Genomic DNA, 26,844 nt, shown 5'->3' on the forward strand with positions numbered 1-26,844 from the left:
CTCCTTCCCATGTCCCTACCCCTTAGCCGGCAGGCGTATGCCGATATGTATGGCCCGACGGTGGGCGACCGGGTGCGCCTCGGCGATACCGAGTTGCTGATTGAGGTCGAGCGCGACTACTGCGTGTACGGCGAGGAATGCAAGTTTGGCGGCGGCAAAACCCTGCGCGACGGCATGGGGCAGGCGGCCGGCATCGGGCAGGCCGACGCGCTCGACCTGCTGATTACCAACGCGCTAGTGCTCGACTACACCGGCGTGTACAAGGCCGATGTTGGCATCAAGGGCGGGCGCATCGTGGGCATTGGCAAGGCCGGCAACCCGCACATCATGCCCGGCGTGGATGCGCGCCTGGTGGTGGGCGTGACCACCGAAGTGGTGGCCGGCGAGGGGCACATCCTCACGGCGGGCGGCATCGACTGCCACATCCACTTCATTTGCCCGCAGCAGATAACCGAGGCGCTGGCTTCGGGCGTGACCACGATGGTGGGTGGCGGCACCGGGCCGGCCGCTGGCACCACGGCCACCACCTGCACGCCGGGCGCGTTTTACCTCGAAATGATGCTCAAGGCCACCGATGCCTTCCCCCTAAATTTCGGGTTTTTGGGCAAGGGCAACTCCTCGAAACCCGAGGGGCTGGCCGAGCAGGTGGAGGCCGGCGCGCTGGGCTTTAAGCTGCACGAGGACTGGGGCACCACCCCCGCCGCCATTGATAACTGCCTGACTATCGCCGAGAAGTACGACGTGCAGGTGTGCATCCACACCGATACGCTCAACGAGAGCGGCTTCGTCGAAAACTCGGTGGCGGCCTTCAAGGGACGCACCATCCACGCCTACCACACGGAGGGCGCGGGCGGCGGCCACGCGCCCGACATCATCAAGATTTGCGGCGAGCCCAACGTCATTCCGTCGAGCACCAACCCCACGCGGCCGTTCACGGTGAACACGATTGACGAGCACCTTGACATGCTGCTGGTGTGCCACCACCTCGACAAGAATATCCCCGAGGACGTGGCCTTCGCCGAGAGCCGCATCCGCCCCGAAACCATCGCCGCTGAGGATATTCTGCACGACATGGGCGCGCTGAGCATCATCAGCTCCGACTCGCAGGCGATGGGCCGGGTGGGCGAGGTCATCACCCGCACCTGGCAAACAGCCCACAAGATGCGCCAGCAGCGCGGCCCCCTCCCCGAAGACGCCGGCGCAGCCCGCCCCAACGACAACTTCCGCGCCCGCCGCTACGTGGCCAAGTACACCATCAACCCCGCCCGCGCCCACGGCATGGCCGACGAAATCGGCTCGGTCGAAATCGGCAAGCTGGCCGATTTGGTGCTCTGGAAACCCGCCCTGTTCGGCTCGCGGCCCGAAATGATTATCAAGGGCGGCGTCATCGTGCAGGCCCAGATGGGCGACCCGAACGCCTCCATTCCCACACCGCAGCCATCGTTTTCGCGGCCGATGTTTGGGGCGTTCGGCGGGGGGGTAGGGTACTGCTCAGTGGCGTTTGTGTCGGCCGCTTCGGTAGAGAAAGTGAGCACAGAATACGGCCTGAGTAAGCGCGTGCTGGCGGTGAAGGGCTGCCGCACGGTAGTCAAGAAGGACATGGCGCTGAACGACTACCTACCCAATATTTCGGTGGACCCGGAGACGTATCGGGTGATGGTGGATGGCGTGCACCTGACCTGCGAGCCGGCGCAAACGCTGCCGCTGGCGCAGCTTTATAACTTGTTTTAGCGGGTTGCCCCATGCCGCACCTCGCTCGCCTGCTCCACCTCGCCGATTCGGCCCTGCCAACCGGCTCGTTTGCCTATTCCTACGGGCTGGAAAGTAGCCTCATGTTTGGGCTGATTAAGACGGAAACCGAGTTTCGGGCCTACCTGTATTCCTTCTTGCAGCAGGCGGTAGGGTTTGAGCTTCCGTTCATTACCTCGGCGGCAACGGCGACCAATGACAGCCTCCCTACCCTCCTTTTGGAGTACGATGCGCAACTGCTCACGCCCGCTTTGCACCGCGCCAGCCTCACGCAGGGCAAAAACTGGCTGAAGCTGCTCGCTACCTTTTACCCCGAAGCAGAACTTGCCAAGCTGGGCCAAGCGCTGGCGCAGCAAGGGCTACCGCTGCATTTTGTGCCGCTGTTTGGATTGAGCCTGGGTAAAATTGGCTTTGCATTGGCTGATATTCAAGCCACTTACCTGCACTTGGCGTTGCGCGACCAGCTGAGCGCGGCCATCCGCCTGGGCTTTATCGGGCCGATGGCGGGGCACTTGCTCCAACACGATTTTTACGTTATTTTTGAGAGTTTGCTGGATTCGGCCACTATTCGGCCCTACCCCGAAGCAACGCGCTGCACCCTGCTGCTTGAGATAGCGCAGATTTTTCACGACGATATTTATTCGCGGCTTTTTCAGAATTAATAGAACGCTACTATTAAGAACGGTCATGCTCATCTTGCGTCCTTAATCCTTAGCCAATAATCCCTACCCCTATGGCTTTCGTTGAGAAACTGGCGCTGCTGCTCCACGGCCACAGCCACGAGGCCCTGGACTCGCCGGGCAGCTTTGCGGAGCGCGAAACCCGCCGCCTCCCCCCCTACCGCAACTTCCGCCAGCGGGCGTTTACGGTGGGCATCGGCGGGCCGGTGGGTACCGGCAAAACGGCCCTGCTCAAGGCATTGTGCGAAAACCTGCGCGATGACTACCGCCTGGGGGTGGTCACAAATGATATTTTTACCCGCGAAGACGCCGAGTTTCTCATCCGCGAAAGCGCCCTGACCGCCGACCGCATTGTGGGCGTCGAAACGGGTGGCTGCCCGCACGCCGCCATCCGCGAGGATATTTCGCTGAATATGGACGCGCTGGAAGGGTTAATGCACAAGTTTGATTACCAGATAGATTACTTATTCGTGGAGAGCGGCGGCGATAACCTGGCCGCCCACTTCAGCCGCGAGCTGGTCGATTATTCCATTTATGTGATTGACGTATCGGGCGGCGACAAGATTCCGCGCAAGGGCGGGCCGGGCATTACGCAGTCTGACCTCTTAGTTATCAATAAAATAGACTTGGCTACCCTCATCAAAGCCGACCTCGGCGTGATGGACCGCGACTCGCGCCGGATGCGCGGCGACGGGCCGTTTGTATTTGCCCGCGCTTCGGATGGGCATAATTTAGAAACCATCATCGCGCACATTCACGCGGCCAAAACGCAGGCCCTGGCCGCCGTGCGCGAAGACCGCCGCTAAACAAGTATACTCCGGCTACCGCCCGACCCTATGGAACTGGCGAAACCGCACTTCCCACAGTTTTACGCGCTGGCACCTACATTTCACCCTCAAACCTGCGCGTGCGGGCAACTGGTGGCGCTGGCCGGCGAGCGCCGCGCATCCGGCGGCCCCGGCTTACTGGCCCGCTCGCTGAAGCCGGCAAGCGGCGGGCGCTGGAGAAGTTGAGAAATCTCGAATTATGGAAACTATTTCTTTGGCCAATATTGCACAAAAGTTACAAGCGGCCATAACGGGTAAAATCGGTAGAGAAGATGCTGCAAATTGGGCTTTAAGAATACGAGAATCTGTTGAAGTTAAGAAAATATTATCTGAACCTGCTAGAGATGAAAATCTGATTTGGGATTCTCTTCTTTACTTAGAAGGCATTGACTTGCAAGATTTTCCTGACTCTTATCTGCATAACACAACCGATTTGACTAACTATTTACGCAAAATTAGCTGAGCCCACTTGCTAAAGCCGGTAGGCAGCAGGCGCTGGGGAAGCCGAGGTTATTATTTCTGCATAATGAATGCCCAATTTTGGAAATTGTCCATACTTATTCTGCCAGGGTTAAGCTCATGCTTTTTAATGCCGAAATGCGAAGAATATAAAACTTCTTTTCTTGGTAAAGAAATCAATTTAGTTTTGCAGGTGAATAAAAGCGTCGGCAGAGAAATAGACTTTAGAGGCTACGAACCTGTTACGACAAAACCAGTGGCCTACGATGACGCAGGAGGATTCTATGTCAATATAATAGAGGCAGCTGAATTAGGAGATACCCTTTTAAAGAAAAGTAATGAGACTTGGTTTGTGTTGAAAAAGAAAAAGTACAATCTAAAGTTTGGGGTTCAATGCAAAGATGATGAATTTCTAAAAATTGAACCAGATACTTTAAAGAAGGAGTCACTCGAATGGGCTAATTTATAATCGCCCTGAAGATTTTTGGAATAAGTAGTAGCTCCTTGTCTACATGCTACTATTGCATTACTCGGCTTTGGCCGCCTAAGACACCCCCCAACGGCGCGACTTAACCCCTAGCACCGTATATTACCCCCCGGTTGCCGCCTCCCCAAGCGGCAATGTTTCGGCAGAATCTGACTTTGTTAGCTTGCGCCGCCCTCCCCGCGCCCTACCCCTCCCCCCACCCATCACGGATTTGCCGGTTTCCGGCACTGGCCTCGCTGTTTTCAAAAACAGCTTGGGGCCAGCGCCGCATCCTTATGTCCGGCCCGCTTGCTCCAACGCTCCCTAATCGCTCACTGCTTGCTAATTGTTTACTGACATGACTACGCCCACCCTTTACCGGCCCGAGTTTGAGCACGACTCCTGCGGGACGGGCTTTATCACGTCCATCGACGGGCGCAAGAGCCACCAGATGGTGGCCGATGCCCTCACCATGCTCGCCAATATGGAGCACCGCGGGGCCTGCGGCTGCGATGCCGACTCGGGCGACGGGGCGGGCGTGCTCCTTCAGCTACCGCACTGGTTTTTGCTGGAGGAATGCGTGAAGCACGGCATCCGGCTGCCCGAGCCGGGTGACTATGGCGTGGGCATGATGTTTTTTCCGAAGAAGGAAAAGCTGCGCGAAGCCTGCAAGCAGATTATTGCCGGGGCGGCGGCGCGGCTAGGCATCTCTGTGCTGGGCTACCGGCCGGTACCGGTGCGCACGGCGGGCATCGGCGTCACAGCACTATCGGCCGAGCCGGTAATTGAGCAGCTGTTTCTAGGCCGGCCGGCGGGGCTGGCCACGGATGCCGACTTCGAGCGCAAGCTGTACGTGTTTCGGCGATTGATTGTCAACACCTTGCAGAAAGAAGTGCCGACGGCGATGGAAGCATTTTATTTCGCCTCCCTCTCGTGCCGCACCATCGTATATAAGGGGCAGCTGACCACATTCCAGGTGGGTATGTACTACCCTGACCTCAGCGACGAGCGCGTAACGTCGGCTTTTGGGCTGGTGCATTCGCGCTTTTCGACCAATACTATGCCCTCGTGGCGCTTGGCCCAGCCCTTTCGCTACCTAGCTCATAATGGGGAGATTAACACGCTGCGCGGCAACTTGAACTGGTTTTTTGCGGGCCTGCCCACCTACGCTTCGCCCTACTTTTCGGCCGAGGAGATGCAGATGATACTGCCCGTGATTGACCCTTGGCAGTCGGACTCGGCCTGCCTTGACAACATCGTGGAACTACTGCTGCACTGCGGGCGGTCCCTACCCCATGTAATGATGATGCTGGTGCCCGAAGCCTGGGACGGCAACGAGCAGATGGACCCGCTCAAAAAGGCGTTCTACGAGTTCCACGCCACCTTTATGGCTCCCTGGGACGGTCCAGCGGCGCTTAATTTCACCGATGGCACGCTGGTGGGTGCCATGCTCGACCGCAACGGCCTGCGCCCGCTGCGCTACGCCATCACCAATGATGGGCGCGTGCTGGTAGCCTCCGAGGCGGGCGTGCTACCCCTGGCCCCTGAGAGCATCATTAAGAAAGGCCGCTTGCAGCCGGGCAAGATGTTCGTGGTGGATACCAAGGCCGGCCGCATCCTCACTGACCGCGAGATTAAAGCGCAAGCAGCTGGCCAGCAAGACTATGGCCGCTGGCTGGAGGATTACCAGATTCAGATGGAGGACCTGCCCGAGCCGCGCCTCACCTTCACCGACCTCGGCCCCGAGGCCGTGATGAAGTACCAGCAGGCCTTCGGCTACACGCGTGAGGACCTCGAAACCATCCTGGCCCCGATGGCGCTAGAGGCCAAGGAGCCCATCGGCTCAATGGGCGTGGACGTGCCGCTGGCCGTGCTTTCGGACCAGCCGCAGCACCTAAGCAGCTACTTCAAGCAGTTTTTCGCGCAGGTAACCAACCCGCCCATCGACCCCATCCGGGAGCGGCTGGTGATGAGCCTGGCCACGTTTATTGGCAACAACGGCAACATCCTGGATGAGGACCCGCGCCACTGCCACTGCGTGGCCGCCAAGCAGCCCGTTTTAAGCAATCGCGAGCTGGAAAAGCTGCGCAGCATCGACACTGGCTCGTTTCAGGCCAAGACCCTGCAAACCTACTTCAAGGCCGATGGCAAGCCAGGGGCGTTGCAACGGGGGCTGGAGCGCCTGTGCCGCTACGCCGAAGACGCGGTGCACGACGGCTTTGAGGTGCTGATTCTCTCCGACCGGGCAATGGACTCGGAGCACGCGCCCATTCCGTCGCTGCTGGCGGTGTCGGCGGTGCATCACCACCTCATTAAGAGTGGCAAGCGCGGTTCGGTGGGCCTGGTGGTGGAGGCCGGCGACGTGTGGGAAGTGCATCATTTCGCCTGTTTGCTGTCGTTTGGAGCCACGGCCGTGAACCCCTACCTGGCGCTGGCCACCATCCAGACGCGCCACGCGGCCGGCTTATTGGGCAATAACCTGCCTGCCGAAAAGCTGGCTTACAACTACATCAAGGCGGTGTGCGATGGGTTGCTGAAGATTTTCTCGAAGATGGGCATCTCAACTTTACAGTCGTACCACGGCGCGCAGGTATTTGAGATTCTGGGGCTTAACCAAAGCGTGGTGGACCAGTATTTTACTGGTGCCGTGACCCGGATTCAGGGCCTGGGGCTGGATGAGATTGCCCGCGAAACCCTCTACAAGCACCACCACGGCTACAAGCAGGAAAGCACCGTGGGGCCCGAGCTGCTCGATACGGGCGGCGTGTACCAGTGGCGGCGCAAGGGCGAGGCGCACATGTTCAATCCCGAAACGGTGCACCTGCTGCAACACGCTACCCGCACCGGTAACTATCAGACGTACAAGAAGTACGCCCAGCTGCTCAACGACCATCCCAACCAGCTCTTCACCATTCGAGGGCTGCTAGGCTTTGCCAAGCACCGGCCTAGCATTGCGCTGGAAGAAGTGGAACCGGCCGAGAATATCATGAAGCGCTTTGCCACCGGCGCGATGTCGTTTGGCTCGATTTCGCACGAGGCGCACAGCACGCTGGCCATCGCCATGAACCGCATCGGCGGCAAGAGCAACACCGGCGAGGGCGGCGAGGACCCGCTGCGCTACGAAGTCATGGAAAACGGCGATTCCATGCGCTCGGCCATCAAGCAAATCGCCTCGGCCCGCTTCGGCGTGACGGCCCACTACCTGACCAATGCCGACGAGCTGCAAATCAAGATGGCGCAGGGCGCGAAGCCCGGCGAAGGTGGCCAACTTCCTGGCCACAAGGTCGATGAGTGGATTGCCAAGGTGCGGCACGCCACACCGGGGGTAGGGCTCATCTCGCCGCCGCCCCACCACGACATCTACTCCATCGAGGATTTGGCGCAGCTGATTTTTGACCTCAAAAACGCCAACCGCGCCGCCCGCATCAACGTGAAGCTGGTGAGCAAGGCGGGGGTAGGGACGATTGCGGCGGGCGTGGCCAAGGCCCACGCCGACGTGATTCTCATCTCGGGCTACGACGGCGGCACGGGTGCCTCGCCGCTCAGCAGCATCCGCCACGCCGGCCTGCCCTGGGAGTTGGGCCTGGCTGAAGCGCAGCAAACGCTGCTCCGCAGCCAGCTTCGCAGCCGCGTGGTGCTGCAAGCCGATGGCCAGATGAAAACCGGCCGCGACCTGGCCGTGGCCGCCCTGCTGGGCGCCGAAGAATTTGGCGTGGCCACGGCCGCTCTCATCGCGGGCGGCTGCATCATGATGCGCAAGTGCCACCTCAACACCTGCCCCGTGGGCGTGGCCACCCAAGACCCCGAGCTACGTAAGTTGTTCAGCGGCAAGCCCGAGCACATCGTCAACCTCTTCCGCTTTCTGGCCGAGGAGCTGCGCGAAATCATGGCCGAGCTGGGCTTCCGCACGTTGAACGAGATGGTGGGCCGCAGCGAATTCCTGAAAGTGAACCCCGAAGCCGGCCACTGGAAGGCCAAGCTCATTGACCTCAGCGCGGTGCTGACGCCCGCCCCCAACATCTCGGGTGGCACGCTCTACAACAGCGAAAGCCAGGACCACGGCATCAGCGACGTGCTCGACTGGCAACTGCTGGAGCACGCGCAAGCCGCGCTGGAGCGGCAGGAAGTCGTGACGGCCGCGTTCGAGGTGAAGAACACTGACCGCACCATCGGTACGCTGCTCTCCAACGAGATTGCCAAGCGCTACCACGCCGCCGGCTTGCCCGCCGATACCATCCGCTACAAGTTCACCGGCTCGGCTGGGCAGAGCTTCGGCGCGTTCTCAGTTAGCGGTCTGACTTTCAAGCTCGAAGGCGAGGCCAACGACTACGTGGGCAAGGGCCTGAGCGGGGCACGGCTGGCCATTTTCCCGCCCGCCGCCAGCACCTTCACGCCCGAAAACAACATCCTCATCGGCAACGTGGCGCTCTACGGGGCCACCTCGGGCGAGCTGTACGTGCGCGGCAAGGCGGGCGAGCGCTTCGCGGTGCGCAACTCGGGCGCGACGGCCGTGGTGGAGGGGGTAGGCGACCACGGCTGCGAGTACATGACCGGCGGCCGGGTGCTGGTGCTGGGCCGCACGGGCCGCAACTTTGCCGCCGGCATGAGCGGCGGCCTGGCCTGGGTCTATGACCCCGAAGGCCGGTTCCCCGTGAACTGCAACCCCGACATGGTAGCCCTCGAAGGGTTGACGGAAACGGACGAAGCCGAGATTCAGACGCTGCTTAAGCAACACGTGGAGCTGACGGGTAGCCACCTGGCTAATTTCCTGCTGGGCAACTGGGAGGAGGAAGCCGGGCGGTTCGTGAAGGTGTTTCCACTGGAATATAAGCGGGTGCTGGTGGGGAAAGTGGCTGCCGCCTAGCGTGCGCCTCACCCCCCTACCCCCTGTCCGAAACGGAGAGGGGGAGCCTAGTAATACTGATTTAGCTAATGAATATGCAGATTACAGAAATCGACCAGGAAGTGACCGATTATGATTGGTTTGCTATTGACAAACAGGGTAGCATAGGTCATTTTTCTTCCAACGGCGGGATTCTGCCTAATTCTATTTCTACTTCTGCGGAAGACTTAGAATCAGTGGTAGATTATTTCACATCCTTGAAGGAAAGAACAGGCCACAAACTCGCTCCCAACTTTTCTTACCCGCAAGAAATTAAGGGTACCGAGCAAAAAGCAAAATTTTTATCAAGCTTCGCTAACTATTCGGATTGTGGACTCTATTCCTTCGATAGAATCGAACCGAATTATCGAAGAGATTTAGAAAAGCAGGATTATTCGGCGATAACCCAACCTAATAAACCCTTGCTAATAACACAAGTGCCAGAGTCAATACAGACGATACTGAATAGAACAGTTTGCAACTGCGATTTTAGTACAAATACTGTAATAAAGTTAGGTCAAGTTCAAAACTTCTAATAATAAGCGCGCCATCTTGGCTCCCCCTCTCCTTTTCGGAGAGGGGGCCGGGGGGTGAGGCGCACCGCCAGAACGAGCTAAAACCGCACAATGGGCAACATCACCGGCTTCAAAGAATACCCGCGCACCGCGCCGCCTAAGGCGGCCCCGACCGAGCGCGTGGCCCACTACCAGGAATTTATCGGCCTCTACCCCGAGAAAGAGCTGCACCAGCAGGCGGCCCGCTGCATGAACTGCGGGGTGCCGTTTTGCCACTCGGGCTGCCCGCTGGGCAATATCATTCCCGAGTTCAACGAGGCGGTGTACCAGCAGGATTGGCGGGCGGCGTATGATATCTTGTCAGCCACCAATAATTTCCCCGAGTTTACGGGCCGCATCTGCCCCGCGCCCTGCGAGTCGGCCTGCGTGCTGAGCATCCACAGCGCGCCGGTGGCGATTGAGGAAATCGAGAAGCACATCATCGAGATTGCCTTCGAGAAGGGCTACGTGCGGCCCGTCGCGCCGGTGCTGAAAACCGGCAAAACGGTGGCCGTGGTCGGCAGCGGCCCGGCCGGGCTGGCGGTGGCGGCGCAGCTCACCGAGGCCGGCCACGTCGTGACCATCTTCGAGCGCGACCCGCACGCGGGCGGTCTTATGCGCTACGGCGTGCCCGATTTTAAGCTTGAAAAATGGGTGATTGAGCGCCGCATTAAGCTGCTCGAAGAGGCCGGCGTGACCTTCCGCTGCAACGTGGAAATCGGCCGCGACCTGCCGGCCGATAAGCTGCGCCGCACCTTCGACGCGGTGGTGCTGGCGGGCGGAGCCTCGGCCCCGCGCGAGCTAAATTTGCCTGGCCACGAGCTGGCTGGCATCCACTACGCGATGGAGTACCTGACGCAGCAAAACCGCCGCGTGAGCGATACGCCCGTGGACAGCGAGCACATCCTGGCCGATGGCCTCGACGTGGTAGTTATCGGCAGCGGCGACACGGGCTCCGACTGCGTAGGCACCGCCAATCGTCAGCAAGCCAAGTCGGTAGCGCAGTTCGCCATGATGCACCAGCCCGGCGAGGAGCGCCCCGCCCACACGCCGTGGCCGCTCTACCCCACCGTATTTCGCACCAGTAGCTCGCACGAGGAGGGCTGCCAGCGCTACTGGGGCGTGAACACCAAGGCCTACCTCGGCGACAAGCACGGCCAGGTGCGCGCCCTGCTCGTGAGCGACGTAACCTGGGAAACCGACGAAATGGGCCGCCGCGTTCGCTTCGAAGAAGTGCCCGGCTCCGACCGCGAAATCCCGTGCCAGTTGGTGTTGCTGGCCCTGGGCTTCACCGGCCCGGCCAACGCTGGCTTGCTCGGCCAGCTGGGGGTAGGGCTGGACGAGCGCGGCAACGTGCATGCCCCCGAAATCACCTACCACACCAACCTCCCCGGCGTGTTCGTGGCCGGCGACATGCGTCGCGGCCAGTCACTCATCGTCTGGGCCATCTCGGAGGGTAGAGAGGCCGCCCGGCAGGTCGATATATTTTTGATGGGTAAGACGAATTTGCCAAGCAAGAATGCGGTAGGGATGTTTAAGTGAGGGTTTTGGGTATTGGTATAAAAGAGAAGCCCTGGAAGCCGTTGCTTTCGGGTATTCTCCTTTTTTATGCCTTCATTTTAGCTACCAGTTTAACTCCGTCGAACATATCTCCTATGTCTGTTGATATTAGGTCACCTACTTTGAAATGATGAGCAAAAATATGCATTTCATTTTCGGTGAAATCGATGTCGTCTAAATTTTTCAGCTTTATCTCACTGTGCTTTATAGATGGTATTTCTACTAATTCTAAAATACTTTCGGAAACAATTCTTCCTTTTGCAATTATCCAAATAATTGGCTCATGACATATTATTTAGATATATATGTTTTAAAAAATATTGTTATCTGAATATCCTATAATTATGTCGTCAAAGAAAATAGTCAAAGTTTGACTTAAATTACTCGGGTCCATAATTAATTTCAAGATTTTTATTTATTTTTTTGATGAAAAACTAACCATATTCAAAACTAGTGCTTTGATATTGCCTGTCGAATTCGATATTTTCAAGTGTAGTATCTTGCAAGCTTAAAATAAGATGCCAACCAGGATTATCAAGCGTAGTTAATGACAGTCCGCTATTGTGTTCCCAGTCACCGTTATAATTAATCTCATACCAATCTTGTAGCCGGGTAATTAAATCACTTATATTTATAAGAAAATTATGAGATTAAAATTAGTAACTTTATTTTTAGTAGTTTGCATTCAAAACTCTTCCGATGGTAATCCCACGATTTTCAGAGCATGACTAGCCAAGTCTATTTCATCCTGAAAAGGTTGATTGCTGATATACTTATTATCCAGCGCAGGTTTTACGGTAATACTTGCTAGTAGCTCAGAGACTAGGAAAGATGCTATTTTCTTCGGCATGAATAGGGCGGTTGTTACTGCTAAAGTAGCGAATATTATCTGGCTATTCACCTGGCCTTACCCCCTGAATAATTCTACTAAATGCGCCAACGCACCCGACGCGTGCAGGACCTCGGCTTGGCCTAACATTTCTTGAGCTACGGAGGCGCGCTGGCAGTTAATAAAGACATGAACTGGTCAGGCAGATTCACACTAGGTAGCGAAACAGCGCTACGGAAGCTACTGTCAGGGCTACCAGGGGTAGGGAGATTTCATCGACCACCATCGGCGCGTTGGTCGGGGCTAGGCGGCGATACGCGCCCCAGGTACTGAAATAAGTCATCGGCAGGAAAATGGTGGGCAGCAGACTCACCCAAGTGATGATAGGAAAGCTGAGCAGCGTTAGCAGCACGATGACGCTAAGAATGGGGTAGAGAAACAGCTGTTTCTGCGTAGCGGCGAGGTCGAAAACGGGCGCGTTTTTGTAGTATACAAACTGCGTGGCAAACCAGCCATAGAGCCGCTGGCAACCCACAAAAACCACCACGGCGAGGATAATAGCCGCATATAAGGGCACTCTGAAGTACGCAAATACCAGGCCCGTATCGCCCTCGCGAGCAATGGGTGCGATGAGCAGGTAGCCCAAAAACCCCAGAATGCTGTCCATACCTAGCCACAGCAAAAACAGCTTGGCCAGCGAAGGCCGGGGCAGCCAGATGGCGAACCCGGCCGCCAGCACTCCCAGTAACAGCGAAAAAACCGGGCCGGCCGCCGCCACCAGAATCTGCTGGCGCGGGGTACCGTCGAGGACCAAGTTTACGTAATTGTGGTGCATCGTGGGGCTCAGCCCGAAGTGCGCACTAACGATGTAGTGGGCCAACTCGTGCAGTACCGTACCGATAATAGATGCGCTAAGTAGCATAAGCACACTGTTGATAGCAAGGCTTTTGTGAAGTAGGCTCATGAGCAGGAGCGCCGCGGTAAACTCAACCGTGGGCCGGGCCCAAGATAGGCACCGCACGCTGCCCTACTCCCTAAACAACTTCATCAAATGCGCCAACGCACCCGGTGCATGCAGGGCCTTGGTGTGGGCCAAAGTTTCTTGAGCTACAAGGTCGGCGCGCCGACGCATGGGCTACCCGCAGGAAGCAATGATGGCTTCTTGCGCTATACTGGCTGGCCGATGATATAGGCATCAGCCAGCTAGTAAGCGCATAGGGCACCACGTAGCCCAATGCTTCATTCAGCAGTACTCAGCACCTGCGCGGCTGCCCGCTGGCCCGATTCCACGGCCCCGTCGAGCCGGCCCCACTCGCTGCCAGAGGTTTCGGCCCCGGCCCACACGAGGGTGCGGTGCCAGAGGGGCTGGCGCAGCAGTTCGGGGCCTTGCAGCGGCACGCTCGGCGGTTGGTACTCGTCGCCGGGGGCGCTGGTGAAGGGCTCCTGGGTCCAGTCGAGCTCGTGATAAGCCAGGGGCTGCCGGGCGGCGGGGCCAAACAGCCGCGCCAGCTGGGCCAGCACCGCCGCCTGCCGCTCGGCCGCCGGGGCGGCGCGCAACGGGTGCGGGGCCGCGAAAAATCCAAACAGCGCCCCCGGCTGGCCAGCCGCCGGCGAGGCATCGTGGATTTCGACCAGCGGCCCCACCTGGCTCACGGCGTAGCCCGACCAGCCCTGCGCCCGCCAAAAGGGCGTTTCGTACACCGCTATCCCCTTCATGGAGTGGCTCATCCAGGTGGGCACGGCGCGCGCTGCCTGCTGCACCTTCGCGGGCAGCGCGGGCTCGAAAGCCAGGCTGTGGGCCACTAGGCGCGGCGGCAGCGCCAGCACCACGGCCGGGGCCGTGAGTAGGTACGCCTGGCCACCCTGCTCTACTGTGAGGGCAATGCCGGCCCCGCCCGGCAGCTGGTGCAGGTGCGTAACGCGGGACTCCAGGCGCAGGCTAGCGGGAGGTAGCTGGCGGGCCAGCGCCCGGCACAGCGCGGCCGCTCCGCCCGCCAGGCGCAGATAGCCGGCCGAGCCCGCCGGGTGGGCCAGGCGGTGCACGCCCTGCGGGGTATCGTAGGCCGTGGCCCCGGCGCTAGGCTGCGCAAAGGGCTGGAGGCCAAGGCTAGCCAACAGCTGCATCAGGTAGGGGTGGTGCGTCCAGCCCCAGGTAGCGCCCAGGTCGAGCCAATCGGCCTCGGGGCTGGCGGGCAGGGCCGGCACGGCCAGCGTGCGGCCCCCTACCCGGTCGCGGGCCTCCAGCACTAGCACCGGCCGGCCAGCCGCTTGCAGCGCTTGCGCCGCCACAAGGCCTGAAAGCCCCGCTCCCACGATGATAACCGGCGCAGCCGCTGTTGACGCAGGAATAAGATTATCAGGCATTACTATCCAGCTAAACAATAACGGGTGAGGTCCCGGCCGGGAAGAAGGGTGCAAAAATACCTCCGGCTAGTGGGCAAGCTCATTCCCTACCCCCCTTCAACGCGGTTACCTCCCGCGCAGTAAATGGCGTAAGCTGGGGGGTGGGGCTCCCGCCCGCAGCTATCAGCCACTTTCAATACTTCCGCTGCAAAGGACTGAACCCCAACAGCTCCTCTTCAACCAGCGCCGCCGACACGGCTTGGTATACCGGCTCCAAAGCAAGCCGCGATATACCCAGCGACCGCACCAACACTACGTTTCCACGCGCCTGGCTCACGGCCACCACGTAGGGGCGGCCGGCCAGGGTGGCGTGCAGCTCGGTCTGGCCGGGGGGAGGTAGGCGGTGCAGGGCGGCGGCCAGTTGCCGAAAGCGCGCCCCGCCGGGCGGGCCGACCAGGTAAATGGACAAGGCCGAACGATAGGCCCCGAACGTGGCCGGCGAGGTCGCTAAATGCTCCTCGGGCCGCAGGGCGAAGCGGTCGAGCAACGCCAAGCGACCGGCCACGCTCACCCGCAGCTCGGTGGCGAAGGTGGTGAAGGCGAACGCCTCGCCCGCGTCGGTGCGGCCGGCGTGCCACCAGTCGGCCAGCAGCAGAGTGGCCGTGGGGGCCAGGTGCCAGTGCTGGGCCTGGCGGTAGCGGCTGGCGGCCTGGGGCACCAGGGGGTCGGGCAGCACCACGGCCAGGGCGTTTTCGGCCAGGTGGCCTTCGGTAAGCTGCTCGGCCTGGCTGCCGTCTATTGATTTGAAAATGCGGGTATTAGCCTGGGTGGTGAGCAGCAGGCGGCTATCGGCTTCGCAGCGCACGCGCAGCGCGATGCGGTCGCCGGCCACCAAGCCGCCGCCGTAGCTGGCCAGCACGGCGTGGCAGGCCGGGCCGGGCGATTTGGGGTTGATAATCTTGAGTGGCTGCAAGCTGCGGCTGGCCACCAGGCGCGACTGCTCCCGCACTTGCGCTACCGTTAGCGCGCTCCACGGCTGGGTGTCGGGTAGGGCCCGAAGGAGTTCGCTTTGGGCCGCCTTGGGTAAAAGAGGGGGGGTAGGCATCGGGCAAAGGTGCGCACGGCGAGTCGTTGCACACCCTGCTGCCTACCCGCCGGGCCTACCCCAGCTACTCGGCGTGGCGCAGCTCATCGGGCTCGAAAATACGGGCCAGCTTGCGCTTGCGCTCGACTAGCTGGAAGGTGGCGCAGTCCTGGCTTTCACTCCAATAAATATCGGAGATGAGGCCCTGGTGCGCGGGCTGGCCGGGGGTAGGGCGTACTTCCTGTACCAAATCACCGAAGCCGAAGAGTGGCTTATTATAGAGCTCTTTGAACAGCTCGCCCCGCACCAGAAACTGCTGCTCGTCGTAGCGCAGGGTTATCCACTCGCTATCGTCGTCGAGGTCGCTCACTTTTTCAAAAACCTTGCCCACCGGCTCCAGCAGCTCAAACGAGCGCCGGTTGGCAGGGTGCAGGTAGCGGTAACCGTACTCGGGCGACCAAGCATAAAGACCAAAAACGACGGGACGCGGACGGGGCATAAACGGGAAGGAAGGAGGCTTGCGCTTAGCCAAACCAAAAAATCCGCGCCTGGGTTGCCCGGCACGGGTAGTGCACCTGCGAAAAGCTGCGCCAGTGCGGCTAGCATATCCTAATCTGGTTAGTTTCGTACAAGTGACCTCTATATCGCTGGCCGCGCCAGCCGGGCGCACTTCTGCCGCCCGCGCGGCCGGCCTTTTTTTATGCCTACCCCTACCCCCTCCAAAGCCAAGCCAGCCGCTCCGAAAAAGCCGGCTTCCCTCAAAAAACCCACTACCCCACCGGCCGCCGCGCCCGTGCGCGAGGGCTTCGGGGCCCTACCCCACCCCGGCGGCACCACCTTCCGGGTGTGGGCCCCGGCCGCCAGCGCCGTGTCGGTGATGGGCACCTTCAACGATTGGGATAAAAACAGCCACCCGCTGCGCGCGGAGCAAGATGGCAACTGGGCCGCCGACCTGCCCGGCGTGAAGCCTGGCGACGGCTATAAATTTGTGCTGCAAACGCCCACCGGCGAGCTGACCCGCAACGACCCCTACGCCCGCGCCGTCACCAACTCGGCGGGCCACTCGCTGGTCTTCGATACCTATGATTTTGACTGGGAAGAAGATAATTTTCAGATGCCGGCCTGGAACGACCTTGTTATCTACGAGCTGCACGTGGGTACTTTTAACGTGCCGGAGGCGGGCAAGCCCGGCACTTTTCGCGACGTGATAGCGCGGCTGGACTACCTGCGCGACCTGGGCATCAATTGCATCGAAATAATGCCAGCCACTGAGTTTCCGGGGGCTTACTCGTGGGGCTACAACCCCTCAAATCCTTTCGCGCTGGAAAGCGATTATGGCGGCGCGGAGGCGTTTCGAGAGTTGGTGAAAGCGGCCCACCAGCGCGGCATTGCGGTAGTGCTCGATGTGGTGTACAACCACTTTGGGCCGGGCGACCTCGATTTGTGGCAGTTTGATGGGTGGCAGGAAAACGATGGGGGCGGCATTTATTTTTACAACGACTGGCGGGGCGAAACGCCCTGGGGCCACAACCGCCCCGACTACGGCCGCCCCGAGGTGCGCCGCTACATCCTGGATAATGCCCTGATGTGGCTCGAAGACTACCACTGCGACGGCCTGCGCATGGACGCCATCGCCTTTATCCGCAACGTGCACGGCGAGGAAGACCCTGGCGCGGACCTGCCCGACGGCTGGAGCCTGATGCGCTGGGTGAACGAGGAAATAAAATCCCGCCAGCCCTGGAAAATCACCATCGCCGAGGACCTGCGCTCGAACCCCGCCATCACGGGGGCTACGGAGCAGGGCGGCGAAGGCTTTTCGGCGCAGTGGTCGGCCTCGTTCATTTATCCCGTGCACGAGGCCCTGACGACGCCCAATGATGCCGACCGCGACATGCACGCCGTGGCTGGTGCCATTTGCACGACGTATAATGGCGATGCTTTTCAGCGCATTATTTACACCGAAAGCCACGACGAGGTAGCCAATGGCAAAAGCCGCCTACCCGAAGAAATCGGGGGCGGCGACGTGGAAAACTATTTCGCCAAAAAACGCACCGTGCTGGGCGCGGCGCTGGTACTCACTTCGCGCGGCATTCCGATGCTGTTTCAGGGCCAGGAATTTCTGATGCCTGGCTCGTTCAACGACACCGAGCCGCTAGAATGGGACTGGGCCGAGGCGCACCAGGGTCTCACGCAGCTTTACCGCGACCTTATTGCGTTGCGGCGCGACCAGCACGGCGTAACGCCCGGCCTGCGCGGCCAGGGCTGCCGGGTGTTTCACGTCAACAATACGGACAAAGTAATCGCCTTCGCCCGTTGGGATGACCACCCCGACAACGCAGTTGTCGTGCTCGTCAACTTCGCTAATCGCACCTATGATAACTACACCATCGGCCTACCCACTGGCGGCGAGTGGAAGGTGCGCTTCAACTCGAACTGGGACGGGTATGATGCTGATTTCAAGAATTTCCCCAGCTACGGCACCGAAGCCCAAGGCGGCGACTACGACGACTACCCTCAGCACGGCAGCTTTGCGCTGGGGCGCTATGCGGTAGTGGTGCTGTCGCGGTAAATGAGTAATTAAAAAAGAACGTCATGCTGACAAAGGAAGCATCTCGCTCGCATCGTTCGGGTTCGTCCAGCGATGCGAGTGAGATGCTTCCTGCGTCAGCATGACGTTCTTTCTGATTAATTTCCTCACTCACACCTTCGCCTGGTCGTAGCGCTCGCCTTGCACGCTAGGCCAGCCGCCCTCAAACATGATTTCGCCCAGCGGCTTGCGGGTGCGGGGCGCGGTTTCGCGCTCTTTGAGAGGGTCGGGTAGTGCGTCGGCCGGGCCGGGGTAGCCGATGGTAAAAATCGAAACCAGCTCAAAATCAGCGGGAATGGCGAAGGCAGCGCGGGCAGCATCCGGTGAGAAGCCGGCCATCTGGTGGATTTGCAGGCCTAACTCCACGGCTTGAACGGCCAGGTTAGCGGTGGCCTGGCCCACGTCGTGCCGCGCCCAGGCATTAGGATTGCCATCGTGGCTGAAGGTCGTTTTGGCCACGGCCAGCGCCAGCACGGGCGCTTCCTTCACCCACGTCTGGTTGAAGGGGGCCAGCGCGCCCAGGATTTTCTCAAATGCCTCGGGGCTAGTGGCTTTGCTACCCACGATGAAGCGCCAAGGCTGCTCGCCGAAGCACGAAGCCGCTGAACCAGCGGCCGTAAAAAGCCGCTGCAACGCCTCGGCCGCCACCGGCTGGGCGGTGTAGGCGCGCGGGCTGCGGCGCTGAGTGAACTGCGGAAGAATGGGGTGCTCGGTCTGGAGCACGTTGGTGAGGTCGGCCATGAGAAATAGTAAGCTGGAAAAAGCAGCAGCGCCTAAAGCAGCGAATTTACCGTATTGTTTAGGTCGGCGGGCGATAACGAACGGTTTAGAATCCGTGCATCTTCGCCCGACAGCTTACCTTTCGCTCCTTCTTCCTACCCCCATCCTCCTTGCTCATGCAGTCCTTGCCACCGGTACCCGACGCTCTTTTTCCCGATTCCTTACTCATTGAAGTAGCCTGGGAGGTGTGCAACCAGGTCGGCGGCATCTACACGGTTATCCGCTCGAAGGTGCCGGCTACCATGCCGGCCTGGGGCGGGCGCTACTGCTTGCTGGGCCCTTACTTTCCGCAGATGGCCCAGGGCGAGTTTGAGAGCTACGACGACGACCAGCTGCTGGGCATGAACGACCCCTACGCCCGCGCCGTGCGCACGCTGCGCGAGCAGGGCATGGATATCTGCCTGGGCGTGTGGCTCGTCACGGGCCGGCCCCGCACGGTGCTCATCAACCCATTTCAAAAATACAACGAGCTGGCGACGCTGAAAAGCGACCTCTGGCGCGACCACCAGATTCCGGCGCCCGACAATGATGACCTGTTGCACCAGGTTATTGCCTTCGGCCACCTGGCCACGCAGTTCATCGAAACCGTGGCCCGCCAGTCGGTAGACGAGTGGCAGGTAATTGGGCACTTTCACGAGTGGATGACGGGGGTAGCCATCCCGGAATTGCGCCGCCGCCAGGTGCCGGTGCACTTGCTCTTTACCACGCACGCCACGCTGCTGGGCCGCTACCTGGCCATGAACGACCCCAATTTTTATGACAACCTGATGCTGGTGGACTGGCGCGCGCAGGCCCGCAGCTTCAACATCGAGCCGGCCGTGAGCATGGAGCGCGCCGCCGCCCACGGCAGCCATGTGTTCACCACGGTGAGCGAGTTGACGGTGCGTGAGTGCATTTATTTATTGGATAGAATTCCGGATGCAGTGCTGCCTAACGGGCTGAACATCGAGCGGTTTGTGGCCCTGCACGAGTTTCAAAACCTGCACAAGCTCTACAAGGATAAAATCCATGAGTTTGTGATGGCGCACTTTTTTCAGAGCTACGCCTTCGACCTCGACCAGACGATTTATCTCTTCACTTCGGGCCGCTACGAGTACCACAACAAGGGCTTCGACCTGACTTTGGAGGCTCTGGCGCGCCTCAACCACCGCTTGCAGCAAAGCGGCCTGGAGGGGCAGGTAGTAATGTTTTTTATCACCAAGCGGCCCTACACCAGCATCAACCCGCTGGTGCTGCAAAGCCGTGCGCAGCTTGAAGAAGTGCGCCAGACCTGCCGCGCCATTGAGGAGCAGGTGGGCGAGCGGCTGTTTTACGCCGCCGCTGCCAGCCAGAACCATCGCCTACCCGACCTCGATAGCATGGTGGATGATTACTGGAAGCTACGCTACCGCCGCAGCCTGCAAAGCTGGAAAACCACGCAGCTACCCTCCGTTATCACCCACAACCTGGTGAACGACCAGGACGACGATATTCTGAATTTCGTGCGTCGGGCCAACCTGGTGAACAACCAGCACGACCGGGTTAAAATAGTGTACCATCCTGATTTTGTGAGCACTACCTCGCCGCTGTTTGGCATGGACTACGGGCAGTTTGTGCGCGGCTGCCACATGGGCGTGTTTCCGAGCTACTACGAGCCCTGGGGCTACACGCCGCTGGAGTGCGTGGCGCGTGGCGTGCCGGCCATCACGAGCGACCTCTCCGGCTTTGGCGATTACGTGGAAAAAAACGTGGCCGACCACGAGGATAAGGGCATTTTCGTGGTGCGCCGCCAAGAGCGCAGCTTCGACCAGGCTGCCGAGGAGCTAACCGAGATGCTCTGGAATTTCGTGCTACTGAGCCGCCGCGAGCGCATCAGCCAGCGCAACCGCGTGGAAAGCTCCGCCGATATTTTCGACTGGAAAAACCTGCGCGTCTACTACGACCGGGCGTATGGGCTAGCCCTGGAGCGGCAGTGAGAGGAAGCTAAGGGTGATGAGCTAGAAGGGACGTCATGCTTCGACAAGCTCAGCAGGATATTCCTTTCAACTCATCACGCATCACTTTTAACTTCTTTTATTCATGCGCAAAGCCCTACCCCTCTTACTTTTCCTCACCACCGCCGCGTTGGCCCACGAGTTCTGGCTGCAACCGGCCAGCTTTCGCACAACTGTCGGCGCATCAGTACCTATCAAGCTGCTGGTGGGCGAGAATTTTGCGGGCGAAACCTGGGCGCGGCCCACGCGCCGGGTATTGCGCTTCGTGCGCCTCGGCCCTACCCCCCCCGACACCACGGACCTGCGCCCGGCGCTGCTGGCCGACTCCGTGGCCCCGGCCCTGAACTGCCCCACCGCCGGTACGCACTTGGTACTGCTCACCAGCCGGCCGTCGTTCATCGAGCTGCCCGCTGCGAAGTTCACCGCCTACCTGCGCGAGGAAGGCCTGGGCGAGGCCTTACGCCAGCGCCAGGAAGCCGACGAGACCCCCACTAAGCCTGGCCGTGAGGCATACCGGCGCTGCGCCAAGGCGCTGGTGCTGGCTACGCGCGGCGCGGCCCTACCCCCCGCCGCGCCCGATACCGCCTACCGCCGCGTGCTGGGCCTGCCGCTGGAGTTAGTGCTCGAGCAAAACCCCTACCGGCTGCGGCCGGGGGCAGCCCTCACGGTGCGGGTGCTGCGCGAGGGGCAGGCGGTGCCGGGCGCGCTGGTGCAGGTGTGGCAGGCCGCGCCTGCCACCAAAAACCAACCGGGGCCGCCACTGGTTACCCATTTCGTGACCCACGCTAATGCGCAGGGCCGGATACTACTGCGCTTGCCCACGGCTGGCCCCTACCTGCTGGCCACTGTGCGCATAGAGGCCGCGCCGGCTACCCTGGCGGCGCGGGCCGACTGGCTCAGTACGTGGGCTTCACTTACCTTTGGAGGGCCTGGCTCGCTGGCCAGCCAGTAGTTTCAGCTGCTCAAATAGTTAAGAACGAGATAGGCATAAAGCTTCATTTCACGTTCCCCGTTTTCTTCCTACCTTCGCCCTTCTGCATCCAATTCTCATTCTCCCGCCGCGGTTTTATGAAGTATTCCATTGATAAAAAAGAGAGCTACACCGTCATTACCATTGATGAAAAAAAGCTCGATACCACCGTTGCGCCTGACCTGAAATCGGAGTTCGTTAAGCTCAACGCGGAAGGTAGTAACAACCTGATACTGGACCTGCAAAACGTAAAGTACACCGACTCGTCGGGTCTCAGCAGCATCCTTATTGCCAACCGGCTGTGCAACTCGACGGGCGGCCTGCTGGTGCTCACCGGCCTGCAAGACCACGTGCTCAAGCTCATCACCATCAGCAAGCTGGAGTCGGTGCTGCACATCCTGCCCACCGTGGAAGAAGGCATCGACCGCATCTTTCTGCACGCCATCGAGCGCGACCTGACGGATAAAGAGTAAGTTTTTAGCTAATTGTTGATTGTTAATTGCTGGTTGTTGTCCTGCTGGGCCAACGGCCAGCAATTGGCATTTTAGCCAAGACCCTGGCGCTGGCCGTTGGCCTAGCAGGATAACAACCAGCAATTAACAAGCAGCACTCAATAAGCAGCAATCGTGACTTTCGAGCTTCAGATACTGGGCAGCGGCTCGGCTACGCCGATGGTAGGCCGCCACCCCACGGCGCAAATTCTGGCGGTGGGCGAGGGCCGCTACCTCATCGACTGCGGCGAGGGCACGCAGCTACGGCTGCTGGAACACCGCCGCCGGCTCAGCTCACTGCGGGTTATTTTTATTTCGCATTTGCACGGCGACCATTACTTCGGGCTGTTTGGGCTGCTGAGCACGCTCAGCTTGCAGGGCCGGCAGGAGCCGCTGCTGGTGGTGGGCCCGCCCGGTCTGGAATTCGTGCTCACGACCCAGGCCCTGCACTCCCAGATGCAGCTGAGCTACTCGCTCACCTTCGTGCCGGTGGATACCGAGGCCCACGCCGTGGTGTATGAGGATGCGCTGGTGCGGGTATCGTCGCTGCCCATGCGCCACCGGATACCGTGCTGCGGCTACCTGTTTGAGGAGCAGCACCGCCGCGCCAAGCTGGTGAAGGAGCGCCTACCCCCCACCCTCACGCCCGCCGAGCTGGCGCAGCTGGCCCAAGGCCAGGACCTGCCCGCAGACCCCGCCACCGGCCGCCCGGCCCTGGCCCACGCCGACGTATCTACGCCCGCCGCGCCGCCGCGCCGCTATGCCTTTTGCTCCGACACGCTCTACACGCCGAGCCTGGCCGAGCTAATCCAGGGCGTGGACCTGCTCTACCACGAGGCTACCTTTTTGGACGACCTGCGCGCGCGCGCTACTACTACCTGCCATAGCACCGCCCGCCAGGCCGGCGAGCTGGCCCGCGCCGCCCATGTGCACCGCCTGCTCATCGGTCACTTCTCTTCGCGCTACAAGCAACTAGACGCGCATCTACAAGAGGCCCAAGCGGTTTTCCCGTGGACCGAGCTAGCCACCGAAGGGCTGGAAGTAAGCGTGTAGGGTGAGTTTTAGCTTGCCTTTTTAGCATCTGCACTTTACGCCCGGCAAGCTAAAGCTTACCCTACCCTATCCCGGCAAGCCGAAGCTTACCGCACCTAAAAAATGCCCTCCCACGCTCACAAAAAACAGCAGCTTTACCTCGTACTCAGCGGCATTTTTCTAGTGAATGCGCTGCTAGCCGAGATTATTGGCGTCAAGATATTTTCGGTCGAAAAAACCTTCGGCCTCAGCGGCAACCTCACGGCGGGGGTGCTAGTGTGGCCAGTCGTGTTTATTACCACCGACATTATTAACGAGTACTTTGGGCGCAAGGGCGTGCTGCGCATCACCTTCCTCACGGTGGGGCTGATTTTGTATGCCTTTTTGGTTATTCTGGGTACTACGAAATTAATTCCGGCTGATTTCTGGCTCGATTTAAATAAGACCGACGGGCAGGGCCGGCCCTTTAATATTGAGTTTGCCTACCAGAGTATTTTTCGGCAGGGCCTGGGTATTATCATCGGCTCGCTGGTAGCGTTTCTAATCGGGCAGGTGCTGGATGCCAGCGTATTCCAGGCATTTCGGCGGGTCACGGGCAGCAAGTATATCTGGCTGCGGGCCACCGGCTCCACGCTCATCTCGCAGCTCGTAGATAGCTTCGTGGTGCTCTACGTGGCATTCTATTTGTTTGGTAATTGGTCAATGGCGCAGGTTATCAGTGTAGCTAAATTCAACTACTGGTATAAATTTGCCGCTGCCATCGTCCTTACCCCCCTACTTTACCTAGCGCATTACGTTATCGACCGGTATTTAGGCCCGGAAGAAACAGCGGAATTACAGGAAGAGGCTTTTGTGGATGAGGGAGTATAAATTATCCGTTTGCCAACTTTTATTAACTACTATGTTCAAAAGAATTACCTATTGCTTGGTCTTAAGTATGTCGTACCTAACCAGCTACGCGCAAATACAGAAGGGCCTATTATTTGGTCATAAGGCCGAGTCCGGATTTTACGTGCTTAGTGATAACCGATTGGTGCGCTACCCTGGTAACATCAAGGTATACGCTCACGAGTTAGTGGTTAAAGACGACCAAGGTAAACAAGTTAAATACACACCAGATGAGGTATACAGCGCCCAAATTGGCACTACGCATTACATCGCGGCGAGCGGATTCAAAACTAAGAGCGGATTCTGGTCCGTTAAGCAAGACGAAAAGCTTTTTGTAGAAGTAGTAGATAGCGGCAAAATCTCCCTTTATCGCTACCGTTATACGGTGGGTGGCCCTAACTACAGCAGCCGTGAGTTAGAAACTTACATGCTGTATGATGCAGCCCTTGATTCAACGACTACCCTGCCGGTGAGCGCCTACACGGGAAAGGGCAAGCGCTTTCGGGAAACGCTGGCGCCTTTTGCAGCCGCCCGTCCCGATTTGCTGGCTTTACTCAATAATGGCAGTATTAGCATCGATGAATTGCCTTCTTTTATGCACGCGCTCAATACCAATCAGCCTTTTATAAGACCCAAGTCAATACCTGCTTTTGGAGCCGATTAACTAAGCACTTTTCATGTCCCGCATTCTCACCGGCATCCAGAGCACCGGCCGGCCGCACCTAGGCAACCTGCTCGGGGCCATTCTTCCGGCCATCGAGCTGTCGAAAAACCCGGCCAACGACTCGCTGTATTTCATTGCCGATTTGCACTCGCTCACCACCGTGCGCGACCCGGCCCTGCTACGCGCCAACACCTACGCCGTGGCCGCCGCCTGGCTGGCCTGCGGCTTCGATACGGAGAAAAACTTGTTCTATCGGCAGTCCGACGTGCCGCAGGTGACGGAGCTGACGTGGTATTTGTCGTGCTTCACGCCCTACCCCATGCTGGCCAACGCGCACAGCTTCAAGGATAAGAGCGATAAGCTGTCGGACGTGAACGCCGGCCTTTTCGTTTACCCGGTGCTGATGGCGGCCGACATTCTGCTCTACGATGCCGAGGTGGTGCCGGTGGGCAAGGACCAGGTGCAGCACCTCGAAATTGCCCGCGACATCGCCCAGACCTTTAACGGCCGCTACGGCGATACGCTGGTGCCGCCCCAGGCCCGCGTGGATGCCGAATTAATGACTATCCCCGGCACCGACGGCCAGAAGATGAGCAAGAGCTACGGCAACACCATCGACGTATTCGCGCCCGAAAAAGAGCTACTGAAAACCGTGCGCAGCATCATTTCCAGCAGCACCCTGCTCGAAGACCCGAAGGACCCGGATACTGATATCACCTTTCGCCTATATTCGCTGCTCGCTACCCCCCCCGAAACGGCCGACCTGCGCCAGCGCTACGAGGCCGGCGGCTTCGGTTACGGCGCGGCCAAGCAGGCGCTGTACGAATTGATTCTACGGCGCTTCGCTACGGAGCGCGAGCGGTTTAATTTTTATATGAATAACCTATCCGAGCTGGATGCGCAGCTGGCCATCGGCGCACGGCGGGCACAGGAGTACGGAACCGGCGTGCTGGCGCGGGTGCGCGAGAAGGTGGGCTACGGGCCACGCTAGACCGACTTGCGCGCCGGGCACTCAAAAGGCTTTTCTATTATGGAAAAGCCTTTTTCTATTGACCTATAACATCCCCTACCCCCGACGCTCGGTCTCAACCAAGCGCTCGCCGGGCGTGGCCTGGAAACCGCCGAAGCCGCCAGCCAGCGCGCCCAGCACCATACCGATGAAGGTGTAAATGGCCGCCTTCGATAAGGCCGAAGCGGTGGCCTCGCCTACTTTGCGGGCTTTTAGGGCGGCAGCATCCTTGGCCTGCTTCAGCTTGGCCTGGGCCTCCTTGGCATTGTTAATCCAGTTGTCCACGATTTGCTCCGACTCGGCGCGGCTCTTGCCGGTGCGCTTCATCACCACGTTTACGGCGGCGTCGCGGTCGGCGGCGTTGCCGATGTTATCGGCGCGGGAAGTCAGGTTATCAAATACCTGGTCGAGGGTTTCACCCGCGTTTTGCGGGTTTTCGGCACTCTGGCCGGCGGCTTTGGCGTTGTTGCCGGCGCTACGAGCTTGGCTTTCGAGGGCGCTCGGCTGCAATTTGGGCTTGCCGGTTTGCTGAAGCAGGGTGCGGGCTTCGTGCTTGAGGTCGTTGACATCAATGCCCTGCTTCTGCAATTCACCCTGAATGGCGCTGCCGGCCTGTGGAGCCACGGCGGAAATACTGCTGCCAGCGGCCGTGAGCGTGCGGCCCGCCAAACCACCTACCCCGCTGATAATGCCGCCTACGGCTGTCGTGAGCAGGTAAAATGTGAAGAGCGTGACTAGGCACCAGCTCAGTAAGCCGTGCAGCATCCCATCGGCGCGCCGCGCGCTGCCGGCCAGCCGGCCGGCCACCACGCCGCCCACGTACAGCGCCAGCAGCGTGCTGATGCCGTACCAGATAATGGCTCCCGTGTCGAGGCCGTTGAACGGGTTACCCTCCTGCATGGGGTTCACGGTGCTCAGGCCGATGCCAACGCCCAGCATACTCAGCGCCAGCTCGGTAACGAGGGCCAGCAGCGCGCCACCAAATACCGCCCCCCACGAGATACGCCAGTGCGGCTT

The 26,844-nt window shown here is 59.7% G+C and carries 23 protein-coding genes; 16 read left to right on the plus strand and 7 right to left on the minus strand.

Translation table 11 applies throughout. The features are described from left to right. The first annotated feature begins 9 nt into the window (after positions 1–9). From ureC to LC531_RS11795, 8 genes are all read left to right on the plus strand, one after another. Positions 10–1,731: an urease subunit alpha gene (ureC, locus tag LC531_RS11760; RefSeq protein ID WP_223650484.1), complete on the plus strand. Its 1,722-nt coding sequence runs from the start codon at positions 10–12 to the stop codon at positions 1,729–1,731. Between the two features lie 11 nt (positions 1,732–1,742). After that, positions 1,743–2,411: an urease accessory protein UreF gene (locus tag LC531_RS11765; RefSeq protein WP_223650485.1), complete on the plus strand. Its 669-nt coding sequence runs from the start codon at positions 1,743–1,745 to the stop codon at positions 2,409–2,411. A 71-nt stretch (positions 2,412–2,482) separates the two neighbouring features. Next, positions 2,483–3,235, plus strand: coding sequence for an urease accessory protein UreG (gene ureG / locus LC531_RS11770; RefSeq protein WP_223650486.1), 753 nt, complete (start codon positions 2,483–2,485; stop codon positions 3,233–3,235). Positions 3,236–3,455: 220 nt separating this feature from the next. Next, the gene (locus LC531_RS11775) at positions 3,456–3,719 is read left to right on the plus strand and encodes a hypothetical protein (protein ID WP_223650487.1); all 264 of its coding nucleotides are present in this window, start codon (positions 3,456–3,458) and stop codon (positions 3,717–3,719) included. Between the two features lie 63 nt (positions 3,720–3,782). Then, positions 3,783–4,184 (plus strand): hypothetical protein, encoded by a 402-nt coding sequence (locus LC531_RS11780; RefSeq protein WP_223650488.1) that lies wholly within the window; start codon positions 3,783–3,785, stop codon positions 4,182–4,184. Positions 4,185–4,539: 355 nt separating this feature from the next. Continuing rightward, positions 4,540–9,045, plus strand: a complete 4,506-nt coding sequence (gene gltB / locus LC531_RS11785; RefSeq protein WP_223650489.1) for a glutamate synthase large subunit — start codon at positions 4,540–4,542, stop codon at positions 9,043–9,045. A 74-nt stretch (positions 9,046–9,119) separates the two neighbouring features. Next, positions 9,120–9,599 carry a hypothetical protein gene (locus LC531_RS11790; RefSeq protein WP_223650490.1) on the plus strand — a complete coding sequence of 160 codons (480 nt, stop codon included), beginning with the start codon at positions 9,120–9,122 and terminating at the stop codon, positions 9,597–9,599. A gap of 90 nt (positions 9,600–9,689) precedes the next feature. Next, positions 9,690–11,159 carry a glutamate synthase subunit beta gene (locus LC531_RS11795; protein ID WP_223650491.1) on the plus strand — a complete coding sequence of 490 codons (1,470 nt, stop codon included), beginning with the start codon at positions 9,690–9,692 and terminating at the stop codon, positions 11,157–11,159. 452 nt (positions 11,160–11,611) lie between these two features. Here LC531_RS11795 and LC531_RS23015 read toward each other — a convergent pair whose 3' ends face one another. The 5 genes from LC531_RS23015 to LC531_RS11825 form a co-directional block, all read right to left on the minus strand. Then, positions 11,612–11,812, minus strand: a complete 201-nt coding sequence (locus tag LC531_RS23015) for an Imm53 family immunity protein (RefSeq protein WP_418886495.1) — start codon at positions 11,810–11,812, stop codon at positions 11,612–11,614. Between the two features lie 402 nt (positions 11,813–12,214). After that, a complete protein-coding gene (locus tag LC531_RS11805) occupies positions 12,215–12,970 on the minus strand; it encodes a hypothetical protein (protein WP_223650492.1) in 756 nt (251 codons plus the stop codon). 275 nt (positions 12,971–13,245) lie between these two features. Beyond that, positions 13,246–14,370 (minus strand): flavin monoamine oxidase family protein, encoded by a 1,125-nt coding sequence (locus LC531_RS11810; RefSeq protein WP_269808158.1) that lies wholly within the window; start codon positions 14,368–14,370, stop codon positions 13,246–13,248. A 172-nt stretch (positions 14,371–14,542) separates the two neighbouring features. After that, on the minus strand, positions 14,543–15,454 hold the full coding sequence (locus tag LC531_RS11820) for an urease accessory protein UreD (protein ID WP_223650493.1): 912 nt from the start codon (positions 15,452–15,454) through the stop codon (positions 14,543–14,545). Between the two features lie 64 nt (positions 15,455–15,518). Continuing rightward, positions 15,519–15,932 (minus strand): DUF6960 family protein, encoded by a 414-nt coding sequence (locus LC531_RS11825; protein ID WP_223650494.1) that lies wholly within the window; start codon positions 15,930–15,932, stop codon positions 15,519–15,521. A gap of 201 nt (positions 15,933–16,133) precedes the next feature. Between LC531_RS11825 and LC531_RS11830 the strand changes: the two genes are divergently transcribed. Then, positions 16,134–18,002 (plus strand): alpha-amylase family glycosyl hydrolase, encoded by a 1,869-nt coding sequence (locus LC531_RS11830; RefSeq protein ID WP_223650495.1) that lies wholly within the window; start codon positions 16,134–16,136, stop codon positions 18,000–18,002. A gap of 129 nt (positions 18,003–18,131) precedes the next feature. Here the strand turns inward: LC531_RS11830 and LC531_RS11835 are convergent, their stop codons facing one another. Then, positions 18,132–18,761: a nitroreductase family protein gene (locus LC531_RS11835; protein WP_223650496.1), complete on the minus strand. Its 630-nt coding sequence runs from the start codon at positions 18,759–18,761 to the stop codon at positions 18,132–18,134. Positions 18,762–18,916: 155 nt separating this feature from the next. On the opposite strand from LC531_RS11835, the gene LC531_RS11840 reads away from it, so the two are divergent. From LC531_RS11840 to trpS, 7 genes are all read left to right on the plus strand, one after another. Then, the gene (locus LC531_RS11840; RefSeq protein ID WP_223650497.1) at positions 18,917–20,755 is read left to right on the plus strand and encodes a glycosyltransferase; all 1,839 of its coding nucleotides are present in this window, start codon (positions 18,917–18,919) and stop codon (positions 20,753–20,755) included. 103 nt (positions 20,756–20,858) lie between these two features. After that, on the plus strand, positions 20,859–21,725 hold the full coding sequence (locus LC531_RS11845) for a DUF4198 domain-containing protein (RefSeq protein WP_223650498.1): 867 nt from the start codon (positions 20,859–20,861) through the stop codon (positions 21,723–21,725). Positions 21,726–21,841: 116 nt separating this feature from the next. Next, positions 21,842–22,216 carry an STAS domain-containing protein gene (locus LC531_RS11850; RefSeq protein ID WP_151089188.1) on the plus strand — a complete coding sequence of 125 codons (375 nt, stop codon included), beginning with the start codon at positions 21,842–21,844 and terminating at the stop codon, positions 22,214–22,216. A gap of 153 nt (positions 22,217–22,369) precedes the next feature. Then, a complete protein-coding gene (locus LC531_RS11855; RefSeq protein ID WP_223650499.1) occupies positions 22,370–23,287 on the plus strand; it encodes a ribonuclease Z in 918 nt (305 codons plus the stop codon). Positions 23,288–23,389: 102 nt separating this feature from the next. After that, positions 23,390–24,136 (plus strand): queuosine precursor transporter, encoded by a 747-nt coding sequence (locus LC531_RS11860; RefSeq protein ID WP_223650500.1) that lies wholly within the window; start codon positions 23,390–23,392, stop codon positions 24,134–24,136. Positions 24,137–24,203: 67 nt separating this feature from the next. Further along, positions 24,204–24,818 (plus strand): hypothetical protein, encoded by a 615-nt coding sequence (locus LC531_RS11865; protein ID WP_223650501.1) that lies wholly within the window; start codon positions 24,204–24,206, stop codon positions 24,816–24,818. Positions 24,819–24,831: 13 nt separating this feature from the next. Next, positions 24,832–25,809, plus strand: a complete 978-nt coding sequence (gene trpS / locus LC531_RS11870) for a tryptophan--tRNA ligase (RefSeq protein WP_223650502.1) — start codon at positions 24,832–24,834, stop codon at positions 25,807–25,809. A 75-nt stretch (positions 25,810–25,884) separates the two neighbouring features. Here the strand turns inward: trpS and LC531_RS11875 are convergent, their stop codons facing one another. Then, positions 25,885–26,766 (minus strand): hypothetical protein, encoded by an 882-nt coding sequence (locus tag LC531_RS11875; protein ID WP_223650503.1) that lies wholly within the window; start codon positions 26,764–26,766, stop codon positions 25,885–25,887. Positions 26,767–26,844: the final 78 nt, after the last annotated feature.

The organism is Hymenobacter psoromatis (assembly GCF_020012125.1).
Taxonomy (GTDB): domain Bacteria; phylum Bacteroidota; class Bacteroidia; order Cytophagales; family Hymenobacteraceae; genus Hymenobacter; species Hymenobacter psoromatis.